The organism is Thiomicrospira pelophila DSM 1534, from assembly GCF_000711195.1.
GTDB classification, from domain to species: domain Bacteria; phylum Pseudomonadota; class Gammaproteobacteria; order Thiomicrospirales; family Thiomicrospiraceae; genus Thiomicrospira; species Thiomicrospira pelophila.
In genome coordinates, this window is the sequence record NZ_JOMR01000001.1 from 1,241,886 (window position 1) to 1,259,075 (window position 17,190).

General features: G+C 45.6%; 18 protein-coding genes. 7 read left to right on the forward strand and 11 right to left on the reverse strand.

Annotation, left to right across the window (positions count from 1 at the left end; translation table 11 throughout):
* Positions 1-53: 53 nt before the first annotated feature.
* The 5 genes from scpB to N746_RS0106035 form a co-directional block, all read right to left on the reverse strand.
* The gene (gene scpB, locus N746_RS0106015) at positions 54-647 is read right to left on the reverse strand and encodes an SMC-Scp complex subunit ScpB (protein ID WP_051678544.1); all 594 of its coding nucleotides are present in this window, start codon (positions 645-647) and stop codon (positions 54-56) included.
* Positions 648-706: 59 nt separating this feature from the next.
* Positions 707-1,498 (reverse strand): segregation and condensation protein A, encoded by a 792-nt coding sequence (locus tag N746_RS0106020; protein WP_029934809.1) that lies wholly within the window; start codon positions 1,496-1,498, stop codon positions 707-709.
* A 1-nt stretch (position 1,499) separates the two neighbouring features.
* Positions 1,500-2,165 carry a site-2 protease family protein gene (locus N746_RS0106025; RefSeq protein WP_029934811.1) on the reverse strand — a complete coding sequence of 222 codons (666 nt, stop codon included), beginning with the start codon at positions 2,163-2,165 and terminating at the stop codon, positions 1,500-1,502.
* Positions 2,162-2,785 (reverse strand): L-threonylcarbamoyladenylate synthase, encoded by a 624-nt coding sequence (locus N746_RS0106030; protein ID WP_029934813.1) that lies wholly within the window; start codon positions 2,783-2,785, stop codon positions 2,162-2,164. Before N746_RS0106030 ends, N746_RS0106025 begins: the two co-directional genes overlap by 4 nt.
* Positions 2,786-2,882: 97 nt before the next feature.
* Positions 2,883-3,707 carry a PHP domain-containing protein gene (locus N746_RS0106035; protein WP_029934815.1) on the reverse strand — a complete coding sequence of 275 codons (825 nt, stop codon included), beginning with the start codon at positions 3,705-3,707 and terminating at the stop codon, positions 2,883-2,885.
* Between the two features lie 100 nt (positions 3,708-3,807).
* On the opposite strand from N746_RS0106035, the gene N746_RS0106040 reads away from it, so the two are divergent.
* From N746_RS0106040 to N746_RS0106060, 5 genes are read left to right on the forward strand one after another with little or no spacing between them, the layout of a single operon-like run.
* Positions 3,808-4,410 carry a septation protein A gene (locus N746_RS0106040; RefSeq protein WP_029934817.1) on the forward strand — a complete coding sequence of 201 codons (603 nt, stop codon included), beginning with the start codon at positions 3,808-3,810 and terminating at the stop codon, positions 4,408-4,410.
* Between the two features lie 18 nt (positions 4,411-4,428).
* Complete coding sequence (locus N746_RS0106045; protein WP_029934818.1) at positions 4,429-4,716, forward strand: YciI family protein; 288 nt, start codon at positions 4,429-4,431, stop codon at positions 4,714-4,716.
* 20 nt (positions 4,717-4,736) lie between these two features.
* Entirely contained in the window at positions 4,737-5,198 is a 462-nt protein-coding gene (lexA, locus tag N746_RS0106050; protein ID WP_029934820.1) for a transcriptional repressor LexA, read from the forward strand.
* Positions 5,195-5,698: an asparaginase domain-containing protein gene (locus N746_RS0106055; RefSeq protein WP_029934823.1), complete on the forward strand. Its 504-nt coding sequence runs from the start codon at positions 5,195-5,197 to the stop codon at positions 5,696-5,698. Before lexA ends, N746_RS0106055 begins: the two co-directional genes overlap by 4 nt.
* Positions 5,699-5,729: 31 nt before the next feature.
* Entirely contained in the window at positions 5,730-6,635 is a 906-nt protein-coding gene (locus N746_RS0106060; protein WP_029934825.1) for a DMT family transporter, read from the forward strand.
* 22 nt (positions 6,636-6,657) lie between these two features.
* Here the strand turns inward: N746_RS0106060 and yjgA are convergent, their stop codons facing one another.
* From yjgA to N746_RS0106085, 5 genes are all read right to left on the reverse strand, one after another.
* On the reverse strand, positions 6,658-7,203 hold the full coding sequence (yjgA, locus tag N746_RS0106065; protein WP_029934826.1) for a ribosome biogenesis factor YjgA: 546 nt from the start codon (positions 7,201-7,203) through the stop codon (positions 6,658-6,660).
* Positions 7,196-9,244, reverse strand: coding sequence for an NAD-dependent DNA ligase LigA (gene ligA, locus N746_RS0106070; RefSeq protein WP_029934828.1), 2,049 nt, complete (start codon positions 9,242-9,244; stop codon positions 7,196-7,198). The genes yjgA and ligA overlap by 8 nt, the downstream gene beginning before the upstream one ends.
* Before the next feature lie 6 nt (positions 9,245-9,250).
* Positions 9,251-10,051 carry a cell division protein ZipA C-terminal FtsZ-binding domain-containing protein gene (locus N746_RS0106075; RefSeq protein WP_029934829.1) on the reverse strand — a complete coding sequence of 267 codons (801 nt, stop codon included), beginning with the start codon at positions 10,049-10,051 and terminating at the stop codon, positions 9,251-9,253.
* Entirely contained in the window at positions 10,048-13,542 is a 3,495-nt protein-coding gene (gene smc, locus N746_RS0106080; protein WP_029934831.1) for a chromosome segregation protein SMC, read from the reverse strand. Before smc ends, N746_RS0106075 begins: the two co-directional genes overlap by 4 nt.
* Positions 13,543-13,677: 135 nt before the next feature.
* Positions 13,678-14,577 (reverse strand): GGDEF domain-containing protein, encoded by a 900-nt coding sequence (locus N746_RS0106085; protein WP_029934833.1) that lies wholly within the window; start codon positions 14,575-14,577, stop codon positions 13,678-13,680.
* Positions 14,578-14,651: 74 nt separating this feature from the next.
* On the opposite strand from N746_RS0106085, the gene N746_RS0106090 reads away from it, so the two are divergent.
* Both N746_RS0106090 and N746_RS0106095 read left to right on the forward strand, forming a co-directional pair.
* Positions 14,652-15,941, forward strand: a complete 1,290-nt coding sequence (locus N746_RS0106090) for an FGGY-family carbohydrate kinase (RefSeq protein WP_051678545.1) — start codon at positions 14,652-14,654, stop codon at positions 15,939-15,941.
* A complete protein-coding gene (locus N746_RS0106095) occupies positions 15,938-16,276 on the forward strand; it encodes a HopJ type III effector protein (RefSeq protein ID WP_029934837.1) in 339 nt (112 codons plus the stop codon). Before N746_RS0106090 ends, N746_RS0106095 begins: the two co-directional genes overlap by 4 nt.
* Positions 16,277-16,332: 56 nt before the next feature.
* Here N746_RS0106095 and N746_RS0106100 read toward each other — a convergent pair whose 3' ends face one another.
* Positions 16,333-17,004 (reverse strand): outer membrane beta-barrel protein, encoded by a 672-nt coding sequence (locus N746_RS0106100; RefSeq protein WP_029934838.1) that lies wholly within the window; start codon positions 17,002-17,004, stop codon positions 16,333-16,335.
* Between the last annotated feature and the right edge of the window lie 186 nt (positions 17,005-17,190).

Below are 17,190 nucleotides of genomic sequence, written 5' to 3' on the forward strand. Positions count from 1 at the left end.
ACTGAGTTTGTTATTAATGGATGGATTTTACCATTACACGAGCGGCGTGGAATTTATAAATCCAAATCGATACGGTTTTGACTTTGCGCTTGTTCCTGCTCTTGAATAAAACGCTGAACAATTGTTTCGAGCTGATCGACCAAGGCCTGTTTACTTGATAATCCTAGGTCTTCGAGTAATTTGGGGGTTGTACCCCATAAGGTTGGGTGACCGGGTACATCTTTTTGACCTAAAGCCTTGATCCAACCCTGCTGTTTCAATTGAGCCATAATTGGAGAACTTACCGACACACCACGAATCGCTTCAATTTCGGAGCGTGTAATAGGTTGACGATGTGCCATAATCGCCAGAGTTTCTAACAAAGCACGCGATAATTTAGGTGGATTTTGTTGATAAAGTTTATACACCCAATCCAAATAATCATCCGCGACTTGAATACGCACCGTTTCACCAACCTCAGCTAATACCAAACCCGAACCAGCCAGGGATTGTTTCATTTCAAGCAGTACACCTTGTACATCGGCCAATTCAATATCGGGGTATTCCAATTGCAAAAGTTCAAATAAAGTTTGCGCGCTCAAAGGTTGATCGCTACTAAAAACCAGGGCTTGCACAATTGGATAAAGCATTTGTTGATTATCAGTCATGAATAGAACACTTGTGTCATGGGTTAGAAACTACTTTGAACGTTAAGGAAGTGAAAATTTTAGGCCGCTCGACGAATCGAAATATCCGCATAGGCTTCGTCTTGTTGTAACTCAATTTGTTGCTGTCGCCAAAGCTCTAATACGGCGATAAACGTGACCACCAGGCCTGGTTTACCCTCTTGAGCGACCAGTAAATCCAGAATCGAAACAGGTTCTAAACTGATTTGGCTTAAAACCCACTCAATTTTATCGCTGATTTCAATTGGCTCTTCGCTAACCTGGTGTGCGACTTTGGCTAAGGCGCGTTGCATCACGTTCTGCAACGCCATATTCAGATCATCCAGATCAATTTGTGCGGTCACTTCCGGTAGCGTTTCGACTTCAATTGCAATTGGCCAAACATCGCGTCCGACAATTTTCAAACTGTCCAACCAGCGCGCCCCTTGTTGATAGGCTTCGTATTCCAACAGTTTTTGCATCAGTTCAATTCGCGGATCGTCTTCTTCCTCGTCATCATCGTCCAAGCTAGGCGGCTTGGGCAATAACAAACGCGATTTGATTTCGGTTAACCAAGCCGCCATAAACAAATATTCGCCCGCCAGCTCAATATCTAACTGCTGCATTAAACCAATGTATTGCTGGTATTGGCGCGCGATTTCAAACACTGGAATATCGCGGATATCGAACTTATTGGTACGAATCAGGTGCGAGAGTAAGTCCAGAGGCCCTTCAAAATCGGTGAGTAGCACTTTTAGCGCATTCGGTGGAATATATAACCCCTTAGGCAAATTCACCATGGGCTCACCTTGCACAATCGCCAACGGCAGTAAGAGCTGCTGTGTGGCTTGCATACTAAATCACACCAAACACTTGATAAATTAACTGCTGTATAAACCCATAAGGTCCCATTAAAATCGGACCTAATACACCAAAAAACAGCATCCCCAATAAAATGAATAACCCATAAGGTTCAAGCCGGTTATATTGCCACGCCCATTGGCTGGGTAAAAACGCTGATAAAATTCGACTGCCATCCAGTGGCGGAATCGGTAACAGGTTTAATATCATTAAAATCAAATTAATACTGACGCCAGCAATGCCCGAATAAATCATAAACTGGCCAACACCGGGTTGGCTGGCAATCAACATAAAGCCGATTTTTAACACTAGCGCCCACAATAATGCCATTAACAAATTCGCCGCCGGGCCGGCTATCGCCACCCACGCCATGTCCACGCGCGGATTACGCAGGTTTTTCATAGTCACCGGTACCGCTTTCGCCCAACCAAATATAAAACCGCCAAACCACAACAACGCCGCTGGCACTATAATCGTACCGATTGGGTCAATGTGTTTGACGGGGTTTAAGCTCACTCGACCTAACATGCGTGCGGTTTTATCGCCAAGTTTCTCCGCCATCCAGCCATGTGCGGCTTCATGCAACGTAATTGCAAACAAAACCGGCAAAGCCCAAACCGCCAGTTTTTGCATTAAATCTAACTGGTCTAACGCCATCATTCGTTAAACACTCCCTGACCTTGACGTACCAGCACGGGTTCTTCTTCGGTAAAGTCAATTATGGTGGTGGGCTCAAAACCACTGAAGCCGCCATCTAACACTGCATCCAGCGCGTGACCTAATGTGTCTTTAATTGTCCAGCCATCGGTCATGGGCAATTCTTCACCCGGTAAAATTAAGCTGGCGGTCATTAAAGGTTTATCAAAATACCCGAGCAAATCTTGAGTAATTTTATTGGGTGTAATGCGCAAACCAATCGTTTTGCGTTTCGGGTTTTGTATACGACGCGGTACTTCACGGCTAGCGGGCAAAAGAAAGGTGTAAGGCCCAGGCAAATTCGCCTTCAGATAGCGAAACTGAACATTGCCCACCTTGGCGTAGTGCGATAAATGACTCAGGTCGTTACACATTAAAGTAAGATCGTGCTTGTCGGATAATTGACGGATCTGACGAATCCGATCCGCGCCTTCTTTATTATCCAGCAAACAGCCTAATGCATAGCCCGACTCCGTTGGATAAGCAATTAAACCGCCCTTGTTAAGCACCTCAACCACCTGCTCTAGCAAGCGTGGCTGTGGGTTTTCAGGGTGAATGTTTATATATAAGCAATCTGTCGACATGTAGTTTAACCGTTGTTTGAATAATGAAATTATAACGCTTTCGGTAGGAAATTAAGCAAATACCGGGCCCTGGTACAGGTTACACACCCTAAAATGATTAAAGAGCCTCATATATCGGCGTGACACCATCGGGTAATTCAGCGAGCCAACCTAAATTACGCCAACGATGTTCTGGGCTGTGAAAATCCGAGCCCATAGACGCATAAAAACCATAGCGTTTCGCACGATCCGCCATGCCTACTGATTCCGATGTTCGGTTAGGCGAGGTCACCACTTCTAAGCCTTGTCCACCGGCATGAGAAAAAGCCTCCAGCATTAAATTCAACTTTCGACTGGTAAGTTTATATTGCCCTGGATGCGCTACTACTGCGATACCGCCCGCATCCACAATAAGCTTTACTGCGTCTTCTAACGCCGGCCACTGCGCATTTACAAACGCGGATCGACCGGTTTTTAAAAATTTATCAAATGCTTGAGAAATGCCACTCACATATTGACGCTCAACCAATATTTGAGCCACATGCGGTCGGCCAGCTACACCCTCACCTACCATTTCTTTTAAACGAGCCATCATGCATGGGTGTCCGCGTTTCATAAGTTTTTCATTAATCTGAGCCACACGTTGCCAACGCAAATCTCGAATATCAGACAACATAGCCTGGAATGGCTGGTTTGATACATCCATATTCAAACCCACAATATGAATGGTGCGGTTTTGCCACAACACAGACACCTCTACGCCCGAGCTTAAGCGTAAACCTTGTTGCGCTGCATAATCTTTGACCTGTTCATAGCCGGCGGTAGTATCGTGATCGGTGATCGCCAACCAATCAACTTGCTTCTCAATTGCCAAATCCACTAGTTCTTGTGGGGGCAAAGTGCCGTCGGATGCGCGTGTATGACAATGAAAATCAACTTTCATTCTAGTGAGTTCCCCTTTAGAATGAGCCATTCTATTAGTCGAGACTGACGAAAGCCAGTTTTTTAGCCCGAATACTTTGAAGTGAATGACACCCAAGCTTATGAAATTATTATTTGACCTGTTTCCCGTTTTCTTATTCTTTATCGCTTATAAGATGTATGACATCTATGTGGCTACTGGGGTGATTATTGTCGCCACCATTATTCAGGTTTCCTATCTTTATGCGCGCCATAGACGCGTTGAAAAAATTCACCTCATTACGCTTGGGTTGATTGTATTGCTAGGCGGCGCGACCTTGTTATTGCACGATGAGCGTTTTATCGCCTGGAAACCGACGATTGTAAACTGGGGCTTTGCGTTGGTGTTCTTAGCCAGTCATTATGTGATGGGCAACAAACCCATTGTACGCCGAATGATGGACGCGATGATTGAACTGCCGGATCAAATCTGGATTCGTTTGAGCTATTTATGGATTGGGTTTTTCATTTTCAGCGGTCTGATTAACTTGTGGGTTTATTACAACTTCTCATTGGATGCCTGGGTTAACTTCAAACTCTTTGGCTTAATGGGCTTAACCTTTGCCTTTATTTTATTGCAAGGTCTTTATATTAGCCGCTATACTCAAATTTCGAATGATGAAGAGACAGAGTCTACAGAATCGTCAACCGATTCTACGGATACGAATCGCACTAAACCCGACTAATCAGAAAAAGGAATGGCTATGCTTTTCTCAATTTTTGCCTACGATGTTGAAGACAGTCTGCCGCTCAGACAACAAGCGCGCCCGGCTCATGTTGCTCGATTAGAAGAACTTTATACGCAAGGCCGTTTGATGTTAGCCGGCCCTAACCCAAACTTAAACTCCGAAGGTTTTAGCGGCAGTTTAATTGTAGCGGAGTTTGATAGTTTTGAGGAGGCCAGCAAATGGGCCGAAACCGATCCTTATATGCTTGAAGGTGTGTATGACTATGTCGACGTTAAACCCTTTAAGCTGGTATTTCCTAAATAATTTGATCAGGAGTGCTTAAGATGTCCAACGTAGCCTATTTGATTCCAAAACGTCAGCAAAAATTGCAATTCCAAGAAACCGAACCCTTGGAATTATTGGACGTCGATTTTGTCGAAATCCCATTGCTCGGCTGGACATCTGCGGGTGACCCAATTCAAATGGAACTCGACTACGATACCGTGTCCGTGCCGCAATCCTTGGTTAAAAAAGAAACCTTTGCCTTAAGAGTGAAAGGCAATTCGATGATTGATGAAAATATTGAAGATGGCGACATCGTGATTATCGAGCGCCGCAATTCCGCTGAAAACGGCGAGTCGGTGGTGGTTCGCATCAATAATGAAGAAGTTACCATGAAAAAACTCTATGTCGAATCGACCGGCGTGCGTTTGCAACCGGCCAACCCCGACATGAACCCGATTATCCTAAAAAACGAAGATATCCAGATTTTAGGTATCGTGCGCGGTATTTTGCGTCAATCATGAAGGCTATCGCCCTACTCGCCTGCGGCGGCACCATTGATAAAGACTATAACGCTTTAAGTGGCGAACTGGATTTTGCACAAAGCTACCTACCAGAGCTGTTAAAACAAGCCCGTCACCAACTCAATTTACGGCTTGAAACCCTGATGTTAAAAGACAGTCTAGACATGACTCAAACCGACCGAGAATGCATTTTAAACGCCTGTTTAAAGGCGCCAGAAAGGCTCATCGTGATTACGCATGGTACCGATACCCTTACCCAAACGGCCGAATATCTAGAGCAGCATTTAGTCGATCAAATCAGCCTACAAAAAACCATTGTGTTAACCGGAGCGATGCGACCCTTTCGATTAGCCGAATCCGACGCCAGCTTTAATTTAGGCGCGGCGCTGATGGCGGTGCAAACTACCAGACCTGGTGTGTATGTCTGCATGAACGCCCAGCTTTTCAAGGCTCACCAAGTTAAAAAGAACCGCCAGCTTGGCGTGTTTGAAGCTCATTAATCTAATCCACTTGCTCGCAAGAGATCTTTAAATGCGTGTATTCCTAGCCTATTTGATGGTGATCGCCATCTGGACCACCACCCCTCTAGCCATCAGTTGGAGCGGCGAAGCCGACTGGTTTTTTGGTGTCGCCGCGCGCATCGGCTTAAGCGCGCTGGTGATTTTACCTTTAGTGTTTTGGTTTACCGATCGACGCTTTTCATTTGGCTGGTCCGCACTTAAAGTCTACGCCTCCGCCTCGATTGGCTTATTAGGCGGCATGACCTTAATCTACTGGTCAGCGCAAACCATGCCGTCGGGCTGGATTGCGTTAATCTGGGGGCTGAACCCAATTATGACTGGCTTACTGGTGCACTATCTAATGATTGGCCATCAACTCACACTCAATAAGTTGCTCGGCATTTTTATCAGCATGGCGGGTTTGTTATTGGTATTTGCGCCCAACTTAGACACTCAACAGGCTAGTTTACAAATAACGGGTTTGGCGGTCGCCATACTAGCCGCATTTTTCCACTCGCTCAGCACCGTATTGGTTAAAAAAACCAATCACGATATCCCCGCGATCCATGTGGTCGCTGGTGCACTTTGGATCACCAGCTTAGCCTATATTCTGTTTAACCCCAGCATATTATTTAACTGGCCGAGTTTAGCGCTACGCTCAAGTATCGCGATTGGCTATTTAGTGATTATTGGTTCAGTGCTTGGATTTGTGCTGTATTACTACGTATTAAAACACATGGACGCGATTCGCTTAGGCATGATCCCGATGATCACACCCATTTTTGCCCTGCTGTTAGGCTACTTTGTCAACAACGAACAACTCAGCTTAACTATCTGGCTTGGTGCAGGCCTGGTGATATTAGGCCTCGCCCTATTTGAACTTAACACCATTCAACGCCACTTCAAACAAAAACGTCTGTTAGAAACAAACGACTAAAAATAACCACCAGGCCTGGTGGCTACCATTCCAAACCTTTTAGATATTGGAATAAAGCACGTGCCGATTTTGGCGGTTTTTCCATTTCGGCTTCTTTGGCCGCGTTACGGATGTGTTGACGAATGAGGTTACGATCGGCTTGCGGAAAGTCTTGCATAAATTCGTTTAAAGCATCGTCCTGCTCACTAATTAAGCGGTCACGCCAACGTTCTAGCTTTTGGAAATGTAGGTTCTGTTGCTTAGCACGCTGTTCAATTTCTTCCAGCTGGGCTTTAATCTCAGCCAACTCCTCCTCGTGTTGACGTAGCCATTTGCCAATAAACAAACGCTGACGTTTAATCGCTGGGCCTGGATCCATTCGCTTAAGTAACAGCAAGGCATCTAACAACTCACTCGGCAAGCCCATCTTTTTGATCGCACTTTCACTCAATTCACCCAGCTGGATACCAATATCGGTCACATGTTGGGCGGCTAATTTAATGTCGGTACGACTGCTAAATTCTTCTTGCTCCCAGTCTGAAACCGGCTTTTTGCGGGTTCCTTTACTGACGTTGCGTGGTCTAACCATTTTGCACTCCTGCTAATTCGATAAATTCGGCTTCGGTGAGCACGGCTACGCCCAACTGTTCGGCCTTGGTTAATTTGGAGCCGGCTTTTTCACCGGCAATCAGATAGTCGGTTTTGGCCGACACACTACCGGCGACTTTTGCGCCGAGGGACTCTAATATTTGTTTGGCTTCGTCACGTGTCATCTGCTCTAAGCTACCGGTTAACACGCAGGTTTTGCCATTAAACGCTGAATCGGTTTGTGGCGGGTTAGACGCCACCTCTGGCCAATTTATGCCTGCGGCTAATAAGCCGTCGATGACCTCGAGGTTATGCGTTTGCTGAAAAAAGTCACGAATATGACTGGCGACAATCTCACCGACATCGGGCACTTCAATTAAGCTTTCGACATCCGCAACTTTTAACGCATCCAGGGTTTTAAAGTGCTGCGCCAGTTGTTTGGCGGTGACTTCGCCTACTTCTGGAATGCCTAATGCATAAATAAAACGCGCAAAGCTAGTCTGTTTTGAGTCTTGGATCGCATCCAAAACATTTTGTGCCGACTTTTCCGCCATGCGCTCTAAACCGGATATTTGTGCTAGCGTTAAGCCATAAAAATCATCCGGATGATGCACTAAATCGGCTTCTACAAGCTGGTTAATCAGTTTATCGCCCAAACCTTGAATGTCCATGGCTTTGCGCGAAACAAAGTGCTCTAACGCACGTTTGCGCTGTGCGGCGCAAAACAAACCGCCAGTGCAGCGATACACGGCTTTATCCAACTCTCTAACCACGTCAGACGCACACACCGGGCAAGCTTTAGGCATCACAAACAACTCAGTATTGTCTGGACGCAAACTCAACACTGAACCGACCACTTCAGGAATCACATCGCCCGCTCGCCTCACAATTACGGTATCACCGACACGCACATCTTTGCGTTGGATTTCATCTAGGTTGTGCAAGGTGGCATTGGATACCGTCACACCCGCTACCGATACAGGTTCAAGGCGTGCAACAGGCGTGAGCGCGCCTGTGCGTCCGACCTGGATATCTATACCCAGCAGCTTCGTCCAAACCTCCTGCGCAGGAAACTTACGCGCAATCGCCCAGCGCGGGAATTTCGAGGTAAAACCTAGCTGTTGTTGCCAAGCAATTTGATCGACTTTATAGACGATGCCATCAATTTCATAATCCAACCCATCACGCTGGGCTAACAAATCATCATAATACGCCACCAGGCCTGGTTGTCCGGCGACTAACTTAGCCAGCGGATTGGTTGGCAAACCCCATTCGTGCAATTGATGAATGACTGAAGTGTAGCTTTCTGGAATTGACCAATCGTCACTGATCGCGCCCCAACCATAGCAAAAAAAGCTCAATGGCCGCTGCGCGGTGATTTTGGGATCGAGTTGGCGTAATGAACCCGCCGCCGCGTTACGTGGATTGGCAAACACCTTGTCCGCTTTATCCAGTTGGGATTGGTTAATTTTAGCGAATGCGGCTTTGTTCATAAAAACTTCGCCGCGCACCTCCAACACCTCTGGCCAGTCGGTTCCACGCAGTTTTAAAGGGATACACCGAATGGTGCGTACATTATGCGTCACATCCTCCCCCACCAAGCCATCGCCCCGCGTAGCCGCTTGCACTAACACGCCCTGTTCGTAACGCAAATTAATCGCTAAGCCATCCATTTTTGGTTCGGCAGCATATTCTATTAACTGGTTATCGGCTAACAATTCGGCTGATTTTAAACGTTCAAGCGCGCGTTGATTAAAGCTGGCGAGTTCGTCGTTATCAAACGCATTATCCAAGGACAACATCGGCACTTGATGGCGTACTTCTTTAAAGCCGCCACGAATTTGATCACCCACTCGCTGACTTGGCGAATCTGGGGTAACCAGCTCAGGATGAGCTTGTTCTATTTCGATTAGTTGACGATAAAGTGCATCGTATTGCGGATCGCTAATGGTGGGGTTGTCTAACACATAATAGGCATAATTATGTGCCTCAATCTGTTGTTTGAGTTGAGACAAGGTCTGTTCAATAGATTGTTCAGGCATGGTAGGTTAGGTTTTCGTCGCTTCAAATTCTGAGGCCGCTTCACGCATCGCCTGCAAATCGGATTCACGCAATAAATGACGCTGCATGTCATACATACGGCCATTCAAACGCTGAGAGATACGACGAGCCGTCATAATCAAATCGTCAATCGCTTTAGAACCAACCACAGCACAAGGCAGCTCAGTGATTAATGCAACGCCGGGTGTGGTTAAACCTTCAACTGGCTCAGCCGGAAATAAGCCCGGCTCCATAATATTGGCGACTTGCAACGTAATCTTTTGATTGGTTTTTTTAACAAAGGTGCCTTTGTCTGAAAAACTTAATCCAATTGACCTTAAGGTCTGGCTGACTTGGTTTAAAGAGAATTCCTGATGTGATGACAAGACTAAAATCGCAAATACCTGAGGTGGACGCGGTGTTAGAGAGCCTGGTTGAGTTAGTTCAAGCTCCTCTGGTTGCGTGTCATCGGTTTCGACTTCTGGTTCAATATTAGGGGGTGTTAATTCAAAGTCCTCCCCAAACGGCAATTTTGCTTGGGCTTCGGGTACATAATCTTCCGGCTCAAAACCGGCAACCGCATCTGCTCTAGGAGATGTTGAGGTAGTTTGAGTCGGATGCGAATTTGGTTGATCTGGCAGATCAACCGTCTCTAAGGGATCATTAGACGATGAGATGTTTGAGTCAGCCTGATCTTGACTTGAATCTTGGTCTTGTCCAGACTCTTGGTTGCGCTGGCGGCTGAATAAATACAAGCCCACCACCACAATAACCGCAAACACCAGCAATACTTGCTGTAACTCATTCATTGACCCGACTCTCCTATCATCTCCACGGCCGCTTCTAAATCAACACTAACGAGTCTTGAGACTCCGGGCTCGTGCATCGTGACCCCGATTAAGTGTTTTGCTAACGCCATGGTGGTTTTGTTATGTGTAATAAAGATGAATTGTACCTTCTCCGATAGGCTTCTGACTAGCCCACAGAACCGAATAACATTCGAATCATCCAGTGGCGCATCGACTTCATCCAATATACAGAAAGGTGCAGGCTTGAGTTCGAAGATCGCAAAAATAAGTGCCAAGGCCGCCAAAGTTTTTTCACCACCAGATAAAAGCTGAATACGTGCATTACGTTTTCCGGGCGGTCTAGCCATCACCACGACCCCGCCTTCCAGTGGATCCTGTTGTGGATCTTGCCAAGATAAACTGGCTTCACCACCTTGAAACAGTTTGGGAAATAAACTTTTAAATGATTGGTTAACCTGCTCAAAGGTTTCGACCAAACGCTGGCGACTGTCTTCATCAATCGTGGTAATGGCTTCTTCAAGTGTCTCAATCGACGATTCCAAGTCGGCTACTTGGTGTTGTAAAGCCTCCAATTTGCTACTGACTTCATCATATTCCTCAATCGCCGTCATATTGACCGCACCCAATCGGGTTAAATGCAATTTAACCTGCTTTAACTCGGTTTCGAGTTGATCGATGTCTTCTTGTTCAAACCGAATTTGTGCCAGTTCGTGCGCTTCCAAACCTTCCGACTCTAGCGTTTTCTTGAGGGTTTGAATCTGCTGCTGACCATTCTGCAAGTGCAACTGACAGGTAACTAAAGTTTGTTCGGCTTGATGATGTGCGGCTTGCGCCGTTTCGGCCTCTAGTTGTGCCGCTTCGGTCACTTGTTGCTGTTTAATCAATTGGCTTTGCAGTAACTCCAGCTGCCCGCTCACGCGTTCCAATTGGCTTTGCTGTTGACTTAGTTCTTGTGGATCGACTTTGATCGAACTGGCTAAATGCTGCGCCACTAAGTCGGCTTGAATTTGGTCTTGGGTCAACTGTTGTTGCAATTGCTGGGTTTGAAAACGCAAATTTTGTTGGCTTTGTTGATTTTGATTTACCTGCTGTTCTAGACGTTGCAACTGCAATTGAACTCGCTCGCGATCACGCTGAATCGGTTGCAGTTTTTGCTGAGTTTCTGCCAGGGTTTGATCGGCCTGATCTTCCTGCTCAGAATGAAGTTCAAGTTGCTCTTCTAACGCCTCGATATCAAACGTTAAATCTTGTTTATGTTTTTGCAATTGCGCCTGTTTCTGTGCCAATTCATTTAATGAGGTTTGATAATGCTCTAGGGTTTTTTGATTCTTTTGCTGATTGCTTAATATATGTTGACGCTGATCGTCTAACCGCTGCCATTCGCGCTCGGCTTGCTGATGTTCCGCTTTTAAGACTTCAAGCGCGTGTTGCTGAGCCTGCTGTTGCTGAATCAGGGCTTCTATATCGGGTTCAGCTTCGCTTAAACGTTGCTGAATGGTTTGCTCAAATTGCAAGAGTTCATCAATTTGATTTTGACGCTCCAATACCCCATCCAGCGATGAACTGGTCGGTTGAACAATCGCATTTTTGGCATAAAGCACGCCGGATTGGTCAATCAACCAAGCCTGGTGGTCGAGTTCGGCTAAGTCGGCTTGCAGACTTTGGTGAGAGGTGCGCAAGCGAATTGAGCTAGCCCACGCTTTCACCAGGCCTGGTTGTTGGATTTTGCTGGCTAAGGTGTGGCTTATGTCTTCAGGCCATTCATTCTGAGTCACTTCCCAAGCTAATAATGGCAAGCTGGGTAAATCGGCATGTTCCTCGAATGACCAGGCCTGGTCTAGAATCACGCCCTGAATACGAGCTCCCAGCCAAGCTTCTACCGCCAACTGCCATTCGGCATCAACTTTTAAACAGTTCAGCAATGATTGACCAGCATAGTCTTGTAATACACTGTCCTGGTCTGATTCCAAGCCTTTTAACAAACTAGCCTGGAGTTTTTGCAAGCCTTGTCGTTCGCTTTGCAATCGTTGCTGTTCAGCTTGCCATTGTCGGCTTTGCTGACGTGTTTGGTCTAGTCTTTGTTCGGTTTCGGTTAAAGTTTGCTGGGCTTGCGTAATTTGCTCGGATAAGTCGAGTTGAGCTTGTTTAAGTGGCGCTTGTTGCGCACTTAAATCCGTTATTTGATCGTCTCCGGCTGACGCTTTTACTCGATCCAAGCTATCGTTTGTCAACTCAATTTGTTGTTGCAAATGCTCAAAGCTTTGCTCGTGGCGCGCCAATTCATGCTGCGCTTGCTTTAAGCGTTGTTCGAGCTGTTGGGTTTGCCAATGCGCTTGATGTTGAATCTGTTCTTGTTGTTGTTTTAAACCTTGTTGCGACGACCAGGCCTGCTCCAAATGCTCCAACTCTTCGTCTAGGCGTTCTTGCTCGTACAACAAGGCTTCAGCGTCTTCTTCCGTTTGTTGAAACTGAGCATGCAAGCTTTCAAGTTGCGCTTGACGTTGCGCTTGCTGTTGTTGATTCAGGCTTTGTTGGGCTTGCCATTGCTGGGCTTGTTGATCGGCAAAATTTTGCTGCTGCTGCAGTTTATCGACCAGCTTATCCAGGCGATGGAACTCCGCTTCAGCTTGATCGACCTCGGCTTGCAAAGCCGGCAGTTTTTGGCGATCTAAAATCCATGCGGTTTGGGCTTTATCCCAGTTAGCTTTGGAATTAGCAAAGGTTTTTTCGGCATCGCGCAATTGCGTCTGAGCTTGATCGAGTTGTTGGTGTAAGCTCTGCCATTGCTGATAATACAGGCTTTTCTCTAGTACTTGTTGACGCTGGGAGGCTTGTTGATAATCGCGCGCTTTTTCAGCTTGAATAGAAAGGTGATGGGCTTGATCGCTTAAAGCTTCGTTGAGCACCGCAAGCTGCGCCAGGTTTTCACGCGTGCGTTCTAAACGTAATAGGGTTTCTTTGCGACGTGAACGATAGGGCCCGATCCCAGCCACTTCTTCAAAATATACCCGCATATCTTCGGGTTTGGCTTCGATAATGCGGCTGATATTGCCCTGCCCGATTAAGGCATAACTTCGCGGCCCTAAGCCGGTGCCATTAAACAAATCGATCACATCACGACGGCGGCATTTGCGCTGGTTTAAGAAGTATTGGGTGCCGTCTTCACGATGGTGCACGCGCTTAACCGAAATCTCCGCAAAACTGGCATAAGCACCACCCGCCAGACCGGATTCGTTATCAAAAATCAGTTCTACCGAACATTGGCTGACAGCTTTACGTTTATCGGTACCATTAAACAGCACATCGTTCATATCGCCGCCGCGCAACTCGCGCGCCGAACTTTCCCCCATTACCCAGCGCACCGCGTCGAGCGTATTAGATTTGCCGCAACCATTCGGCCCAACAATGCCGACCAAATCGCTGGCTAAAACCAATCGAGTGGTTTCAACAAAAGACTTAAACCCGGCAATTTTAATAAGTTTTAAGCGCATGAAGGGCTACTGTGATGTTCTAGCTTAATTGAAAGTCGATATTATAAAGGGGAACGCTATGGCTGGGAGCAAAATTACGAAACCTTTCAGATTGGATGAATTTAAGCTGACATGTTCTACACCCCTTATGATCATTCAGCTTAAATTCTTTTGCACCGAAGGCATAATTTGATGGAGATCTCTCATCGCCGAATGTAATAACTCATTAGGTGTGATGCCTTGGGCTTCTCCATAAGTGGCACACCCAATTTCAAATTGACAGCTAAAATCTTGCTCGTTACGGTGTGATTTCTGAATCCTGTTAGCCAGTTCAGATGCCAAGATATTGACTTCTTCGCAACCGGTTTGAGGCGCTACCAATATAAACAAACGATCACTAATGTAAAAAAGCATGTCTATATTTCGGGTACTGGATTTTAATTGTTGCGTAAAAGACTGAACAGTTTCGTCTGCCGTGTGACTTGGATCTTTAAGCTGTTTGATTTTAACGATCACGATCGAAAAAATACGTTTAAAGCGTTGTGCCAAAAACACTTCATGGCGTAAAGACTCATGCAAATGCGCCCGACGTAACAAACCGGTTTTGTGTTCGGTCAACATCAGCGCATCAAACTTATCATACATACTATGAAAATCTTGAATATGTGTTTCGAGAGCATGATAGATTTTTTCAACTTCATAGACTTTGTAATTTTTAGGGACCATTTTAGAAACATCATCAAATCGCATGATGTTGATTTCAGAGCTCAAACTCCGCAAGGGACGCACCAAGTGTTCACGTATAAACGGACGAATTAAGGCATTAGAAATCAAAAAGAACAGCATGACAAACACGATAAGAAACAACGGGATAATAAAAATAGACACTTGATAATTGACCACCGCCTCAAAGCTTGCGGCATCTCCTAGCAGATAAAAAATCAAGCCAAAGGAAATCAGTCCCGTCACGCTCAAAGACACGATCAACGAGATAATAAAAGCGAAAATAACGCGTTTTCGTAGCAACGAACCCAACGGCTGAGAATGTGCATTCATGCTAAACTCCTTTTACACAACCCTCTGTATTGATAATACGCTTATTGGATGCCAATACTCAAATTTAGCCTCATATGAAAAATGCCATTTATGACAATTTAATACTCGGTATTGACCTGGGTACCAGTGGTATTCGGGCAGCGATCGTGCGCGACCAGACTCAAATCCACCAATTTAATGTAACGCTTCCCTTTCCAGAACGTAAAGACAGGCAAAGTGAGCAAAATCCATCGGCTTGGCTAAACGCCTTTAACGACTTGCTTGACCAGATCAATCAAGCGGGCTACACACCATATATAAATCAAGTCATTGCCGATGCGACCTCTTCCACCGTACTATTAAGCAATACACAAGGACGAACCCTATGCAATGCCTTGATGTACGACGACAGCCGAGCGCAAATTAAAGCTGAAATCGTTCAAAAACACGCGCCCAAAAACTCGGCTGCACAGGGTGCCAATAGCAGCTTGAGTAAAGCATTATGGTTGGCCGATCATCATCCTCATACAGCACAAATTCAACACCAAATTGATTGGGTCAACTTCCAACTGTGCGGTCTGCTCGGTGTCACCGATGAAAATAATGCGCTAAAACTTGGCTATGACTCCATTCAACAAGCTTGGCCGGATTGGGTGAAGGATTTGTGTCCATTTGAGTTACCAAACGTTGTACCCGCCGGTACACTCATCGGCCAAGTCACGGAACAACTGGTTAAACGCTGGAACTTCAAGCAAAATTGTCAGGTGTTTGCTGGCACGACAGACAGCATCGCGGCCTTTTTGGCCTCGGGTGCCAATCAACTTGGCGACGCGGTCACTGCACTGGGTTCAACACTGGCCATTAAACAATTGTCGGATACGCCTTTATTTACGGCGGAATATGGCATTTACAGCCACAAACTAAAAAATAAATGGTTAGTTGGCGGCGCATCCAATGCCGGCGGCGCGGTATTATTAGCGCATTTTAGTTTAGACCAGTTAGAACAACTAATTCCACAGTTAAACCTACAAAAACCAACCGGTTTAGCCTGCTATCCACTCAACCAACCGGGCGAGCGTTTTCCAATTGCAGACCCCAATTTACAACCCATCATCCCCAAAACCCATACCGACATACAACTTTTACAGGCTTTAATAGAAGGCCTAGTCTCAGTCGAATCCCTGGCCTATCGCAAGCTCAAATCACTCGGCGCACCGAAGCTCAACCGACTCTATGCGGTGGGCGGTGGCACACACAACCAGGCCTGGTGCCAGTTGCGCGCTTTAAGATTGCCCGCTACAATCGCTAAACCAATTTCACAGTCGGCCGCTTTTGGCGTGACCTGTTTGATTAACCCTACTACCATTCAAGGAAACACACTATGACGCTTGAAGACTTAATCGCCGCGCTGAATCGACACCCTGTGGATTTTAAACAAGTGATGGATGTTATTGATTCTGAATACAATTTCACTCCCACCGCTTTCAAAAATGGCGAATTATTAAATGAAGCCGACACCAATAACGGCTCGTGCAAAATTTTCGCTTTCGCTAAACTTCATCAACTATGTGAAACCGACACCTTAAATGCATTTGGTGATTTTTACACCCAAGATGTGCTACTCCATCCAAATGGCGAAGATCATCAAAACATTCGTAACTTTATGAAAACCGGCTGGCAAGGTATTGAATTTAAAGGACAAGCACTGGAAAAGAAGTAAACATATAAAAAACCAGGCCTAGTAGAAGCACCAGGCCTGGTAGTTATAGGCGGGGGTTAATCAAGCTTGTAGTTCAAACTAAGTGTTAAGGCTGAAATGTTGCCTTCGTACAAATCACCATCAAGCGCTGAAGGAAAATAGTCGTAATTTGCTCTAAAGCCAAACTTCTCATTTATCTCATAGTTATAACCAAACCCAAGTAAAAAACCAAGGTTACTATTATTCTCTGAATTACTATAAATTTGAATGCCTGTATCACGGCCACTAATTTTTACTTTTTCAGTTGTGGTTGCATGATAAAACCCTAACTTCGCGTATAACCTAGACTTATTTTCAAATTTGCTGGCTAGCAGTGCAGCCGCATAAAAGACATCCGTAGAGCCATCTAGATCGTACCGAACAGCGTAATTCCAGCTTTCAGTTGTACCATCAGATTCAACACTATTAACCCCCAAATAGCCAAACTCAAATCCTTGTGAGTCTGTTAACCATTGACCAGCATAGATGTTAAAAACTCCAGAAGGCTTTTGCTCAATTTCCGCTATACCTAGAGACTCTAAATTGCTTTCATGATATGTCCACATACTATCTAAATTCTTCTCAGCATTATCTTCATACCCGGCAGAACCTAAACCCAAACCAACATACCATTTTTCAGCAGCTAACACAGGAGCCGAGATTATTAAGCCAAGAGACAAAACACCACCCAAAATCAAATTACTTTTCATCTATCTTCCTCGTATATTATAAATTTTATACAGAATATAGGCATAAATACTAAAGCATATATTCAGGCGGGCATTATGCCTGATTTGACAAAATTTACTAGTCAAACTTCTCTTATACTGGTCATCATAGGACTCGCAACGCCTGCGCACTGACACTCAAATAATAAAGCTGAAAAGGTCTCTGTC

What these genes read in the sequence shown, in the direction of transcription:
- N746_RS0106100 (WP_029934838.1), bottom strand. Translation starts at nt 17,004, where the DNA reads ATGAAAAGTAATTTGATTTTGGGTGGTGTTTTGTCTCTTGGCTTAATA.
- N746_RS0106095 (WP_029934837.1), top strand. Translation starts at nt 15,938, where the DNA reads ATGACGCTTGAAGACTTAATCGCCGCGCTGAATCGACACCCTGTGGAT.
- N746_RS0106040 (WP_029934817.1), top strand. Translation starts at nt 3,808, where the DNA reads ATGAAATTATTATTTGACCTGTTTCCCGTTTTCTTATTCTTTATCGCT.
- N746_RS0106045 (WP_029934818.1), top strand. Translation starts at nt 4,429, where the DNA reads ATGCTTTTCTCAATTTTTGCCTACGATGTTGAAGACAGTCTGCCGCTC.
- lexA (WP_029934820.1), top strand. Translation starts at nt 4,737, where the DNA reads ATGTCCAACGTAGCCTATTTGATTCCAAAACGTCAGCAAAAATTGCAA.
- yjgA (WP_029934826.1), bottom strand. Translation starts at nt 7,203, where the DNA reads ATGGTTAGACCACGCAACGTCAGTAAAGGAACCCGCAAAAAGCCGGTT.
- N746_RS0106055 (WP_029934823.1), top strand. Translation starts at nt 5,195, where the DNA reads ATGAAGGCTATCGCCCTACTCGCCTGCGGCGGCACCATTGATAAAGAC.
- N746_RS0106025 (WP_029934811.1), bottom strand. Translation starts at nt 2,165, where the DNA reads ATGATGGCGTTAGACCAGTTAGATTTAATGCAAAAACTGGCGGTTTGG.
- N746_RS0106075 (WP_029934829.1), bottom strand. Translation starts at nt 10,051, where the DNA reads ATGAATGAGTTACAGCAAGTATTGCTGGTGTTTGCGGTTATTGTGGTG.
- smc (WP_029934831.1), bottom strand. Translation starts at nt 13,542, where the DNA reads ATGCGCTTAAAACTTATTAAAATTGCCGGGTTTAAGTCTTTTGTTGAA.
- N746_RS0106035 (WP_029934815.1), bottom strand. Translation starts at nt 3,707, where the DNA reads ATGAAAGTTGATTTTCATTGTCATACACGCGCATCCGACGGCACTTTG.
- N746_RS0106085 (WP_029934833.1), bottom strand. Translation starts at nt 14,577, where the DNA reads ATGAATGCACATTCTCAGCCGTTGGGTTCGTTGCTACGAAAACGCGTT.
- scpB (WP_051678544.1), bottom strand. Translation starts at nt 647, where the DNA reads ATGACTGATAATCAACAAATGCTTTATCCAATTGTGCAAGCCCTGGTT.
- N746_RS0106090 (WP_051678545.1), top strand. Translation starts at nt 14,652, where the DNA reads ATGAAAAATGCCATTTATGACAATTTAATACTCGGTATTGACCTGGGT.
- N746_RS0106030 (WP_029934813.1), bottom strand. Translation starts at nt 2,785, where the DNA reads ATGTCGACAGATTGCTTATATATAAACATTCACCCTGAAAACCCACAG.
- N746_RS0106060 (WP_029934825.1), top strand. Translation starts at nt 5,730, where the DNA reads ATGCGTGTATTCCTAGCCTATTTGATGGTGATCGCCATCTGGACCACC.
- ligA (WP_029934828.1), bottom strand. Translation starts at nt 9,244, where the DNA reads ATGCCTGAACAATCTATTGAACAGACCTTGTCTCAACTCAAACAACAG.
- N746_RS0106020 (WP_029934809.1), bottom strand. Translation starts at nt 1,498, where the DNA reads ATGCAAGCCACACAGCAGCTCTTACTGCCGTTGGCGATTGTGCAAGGT.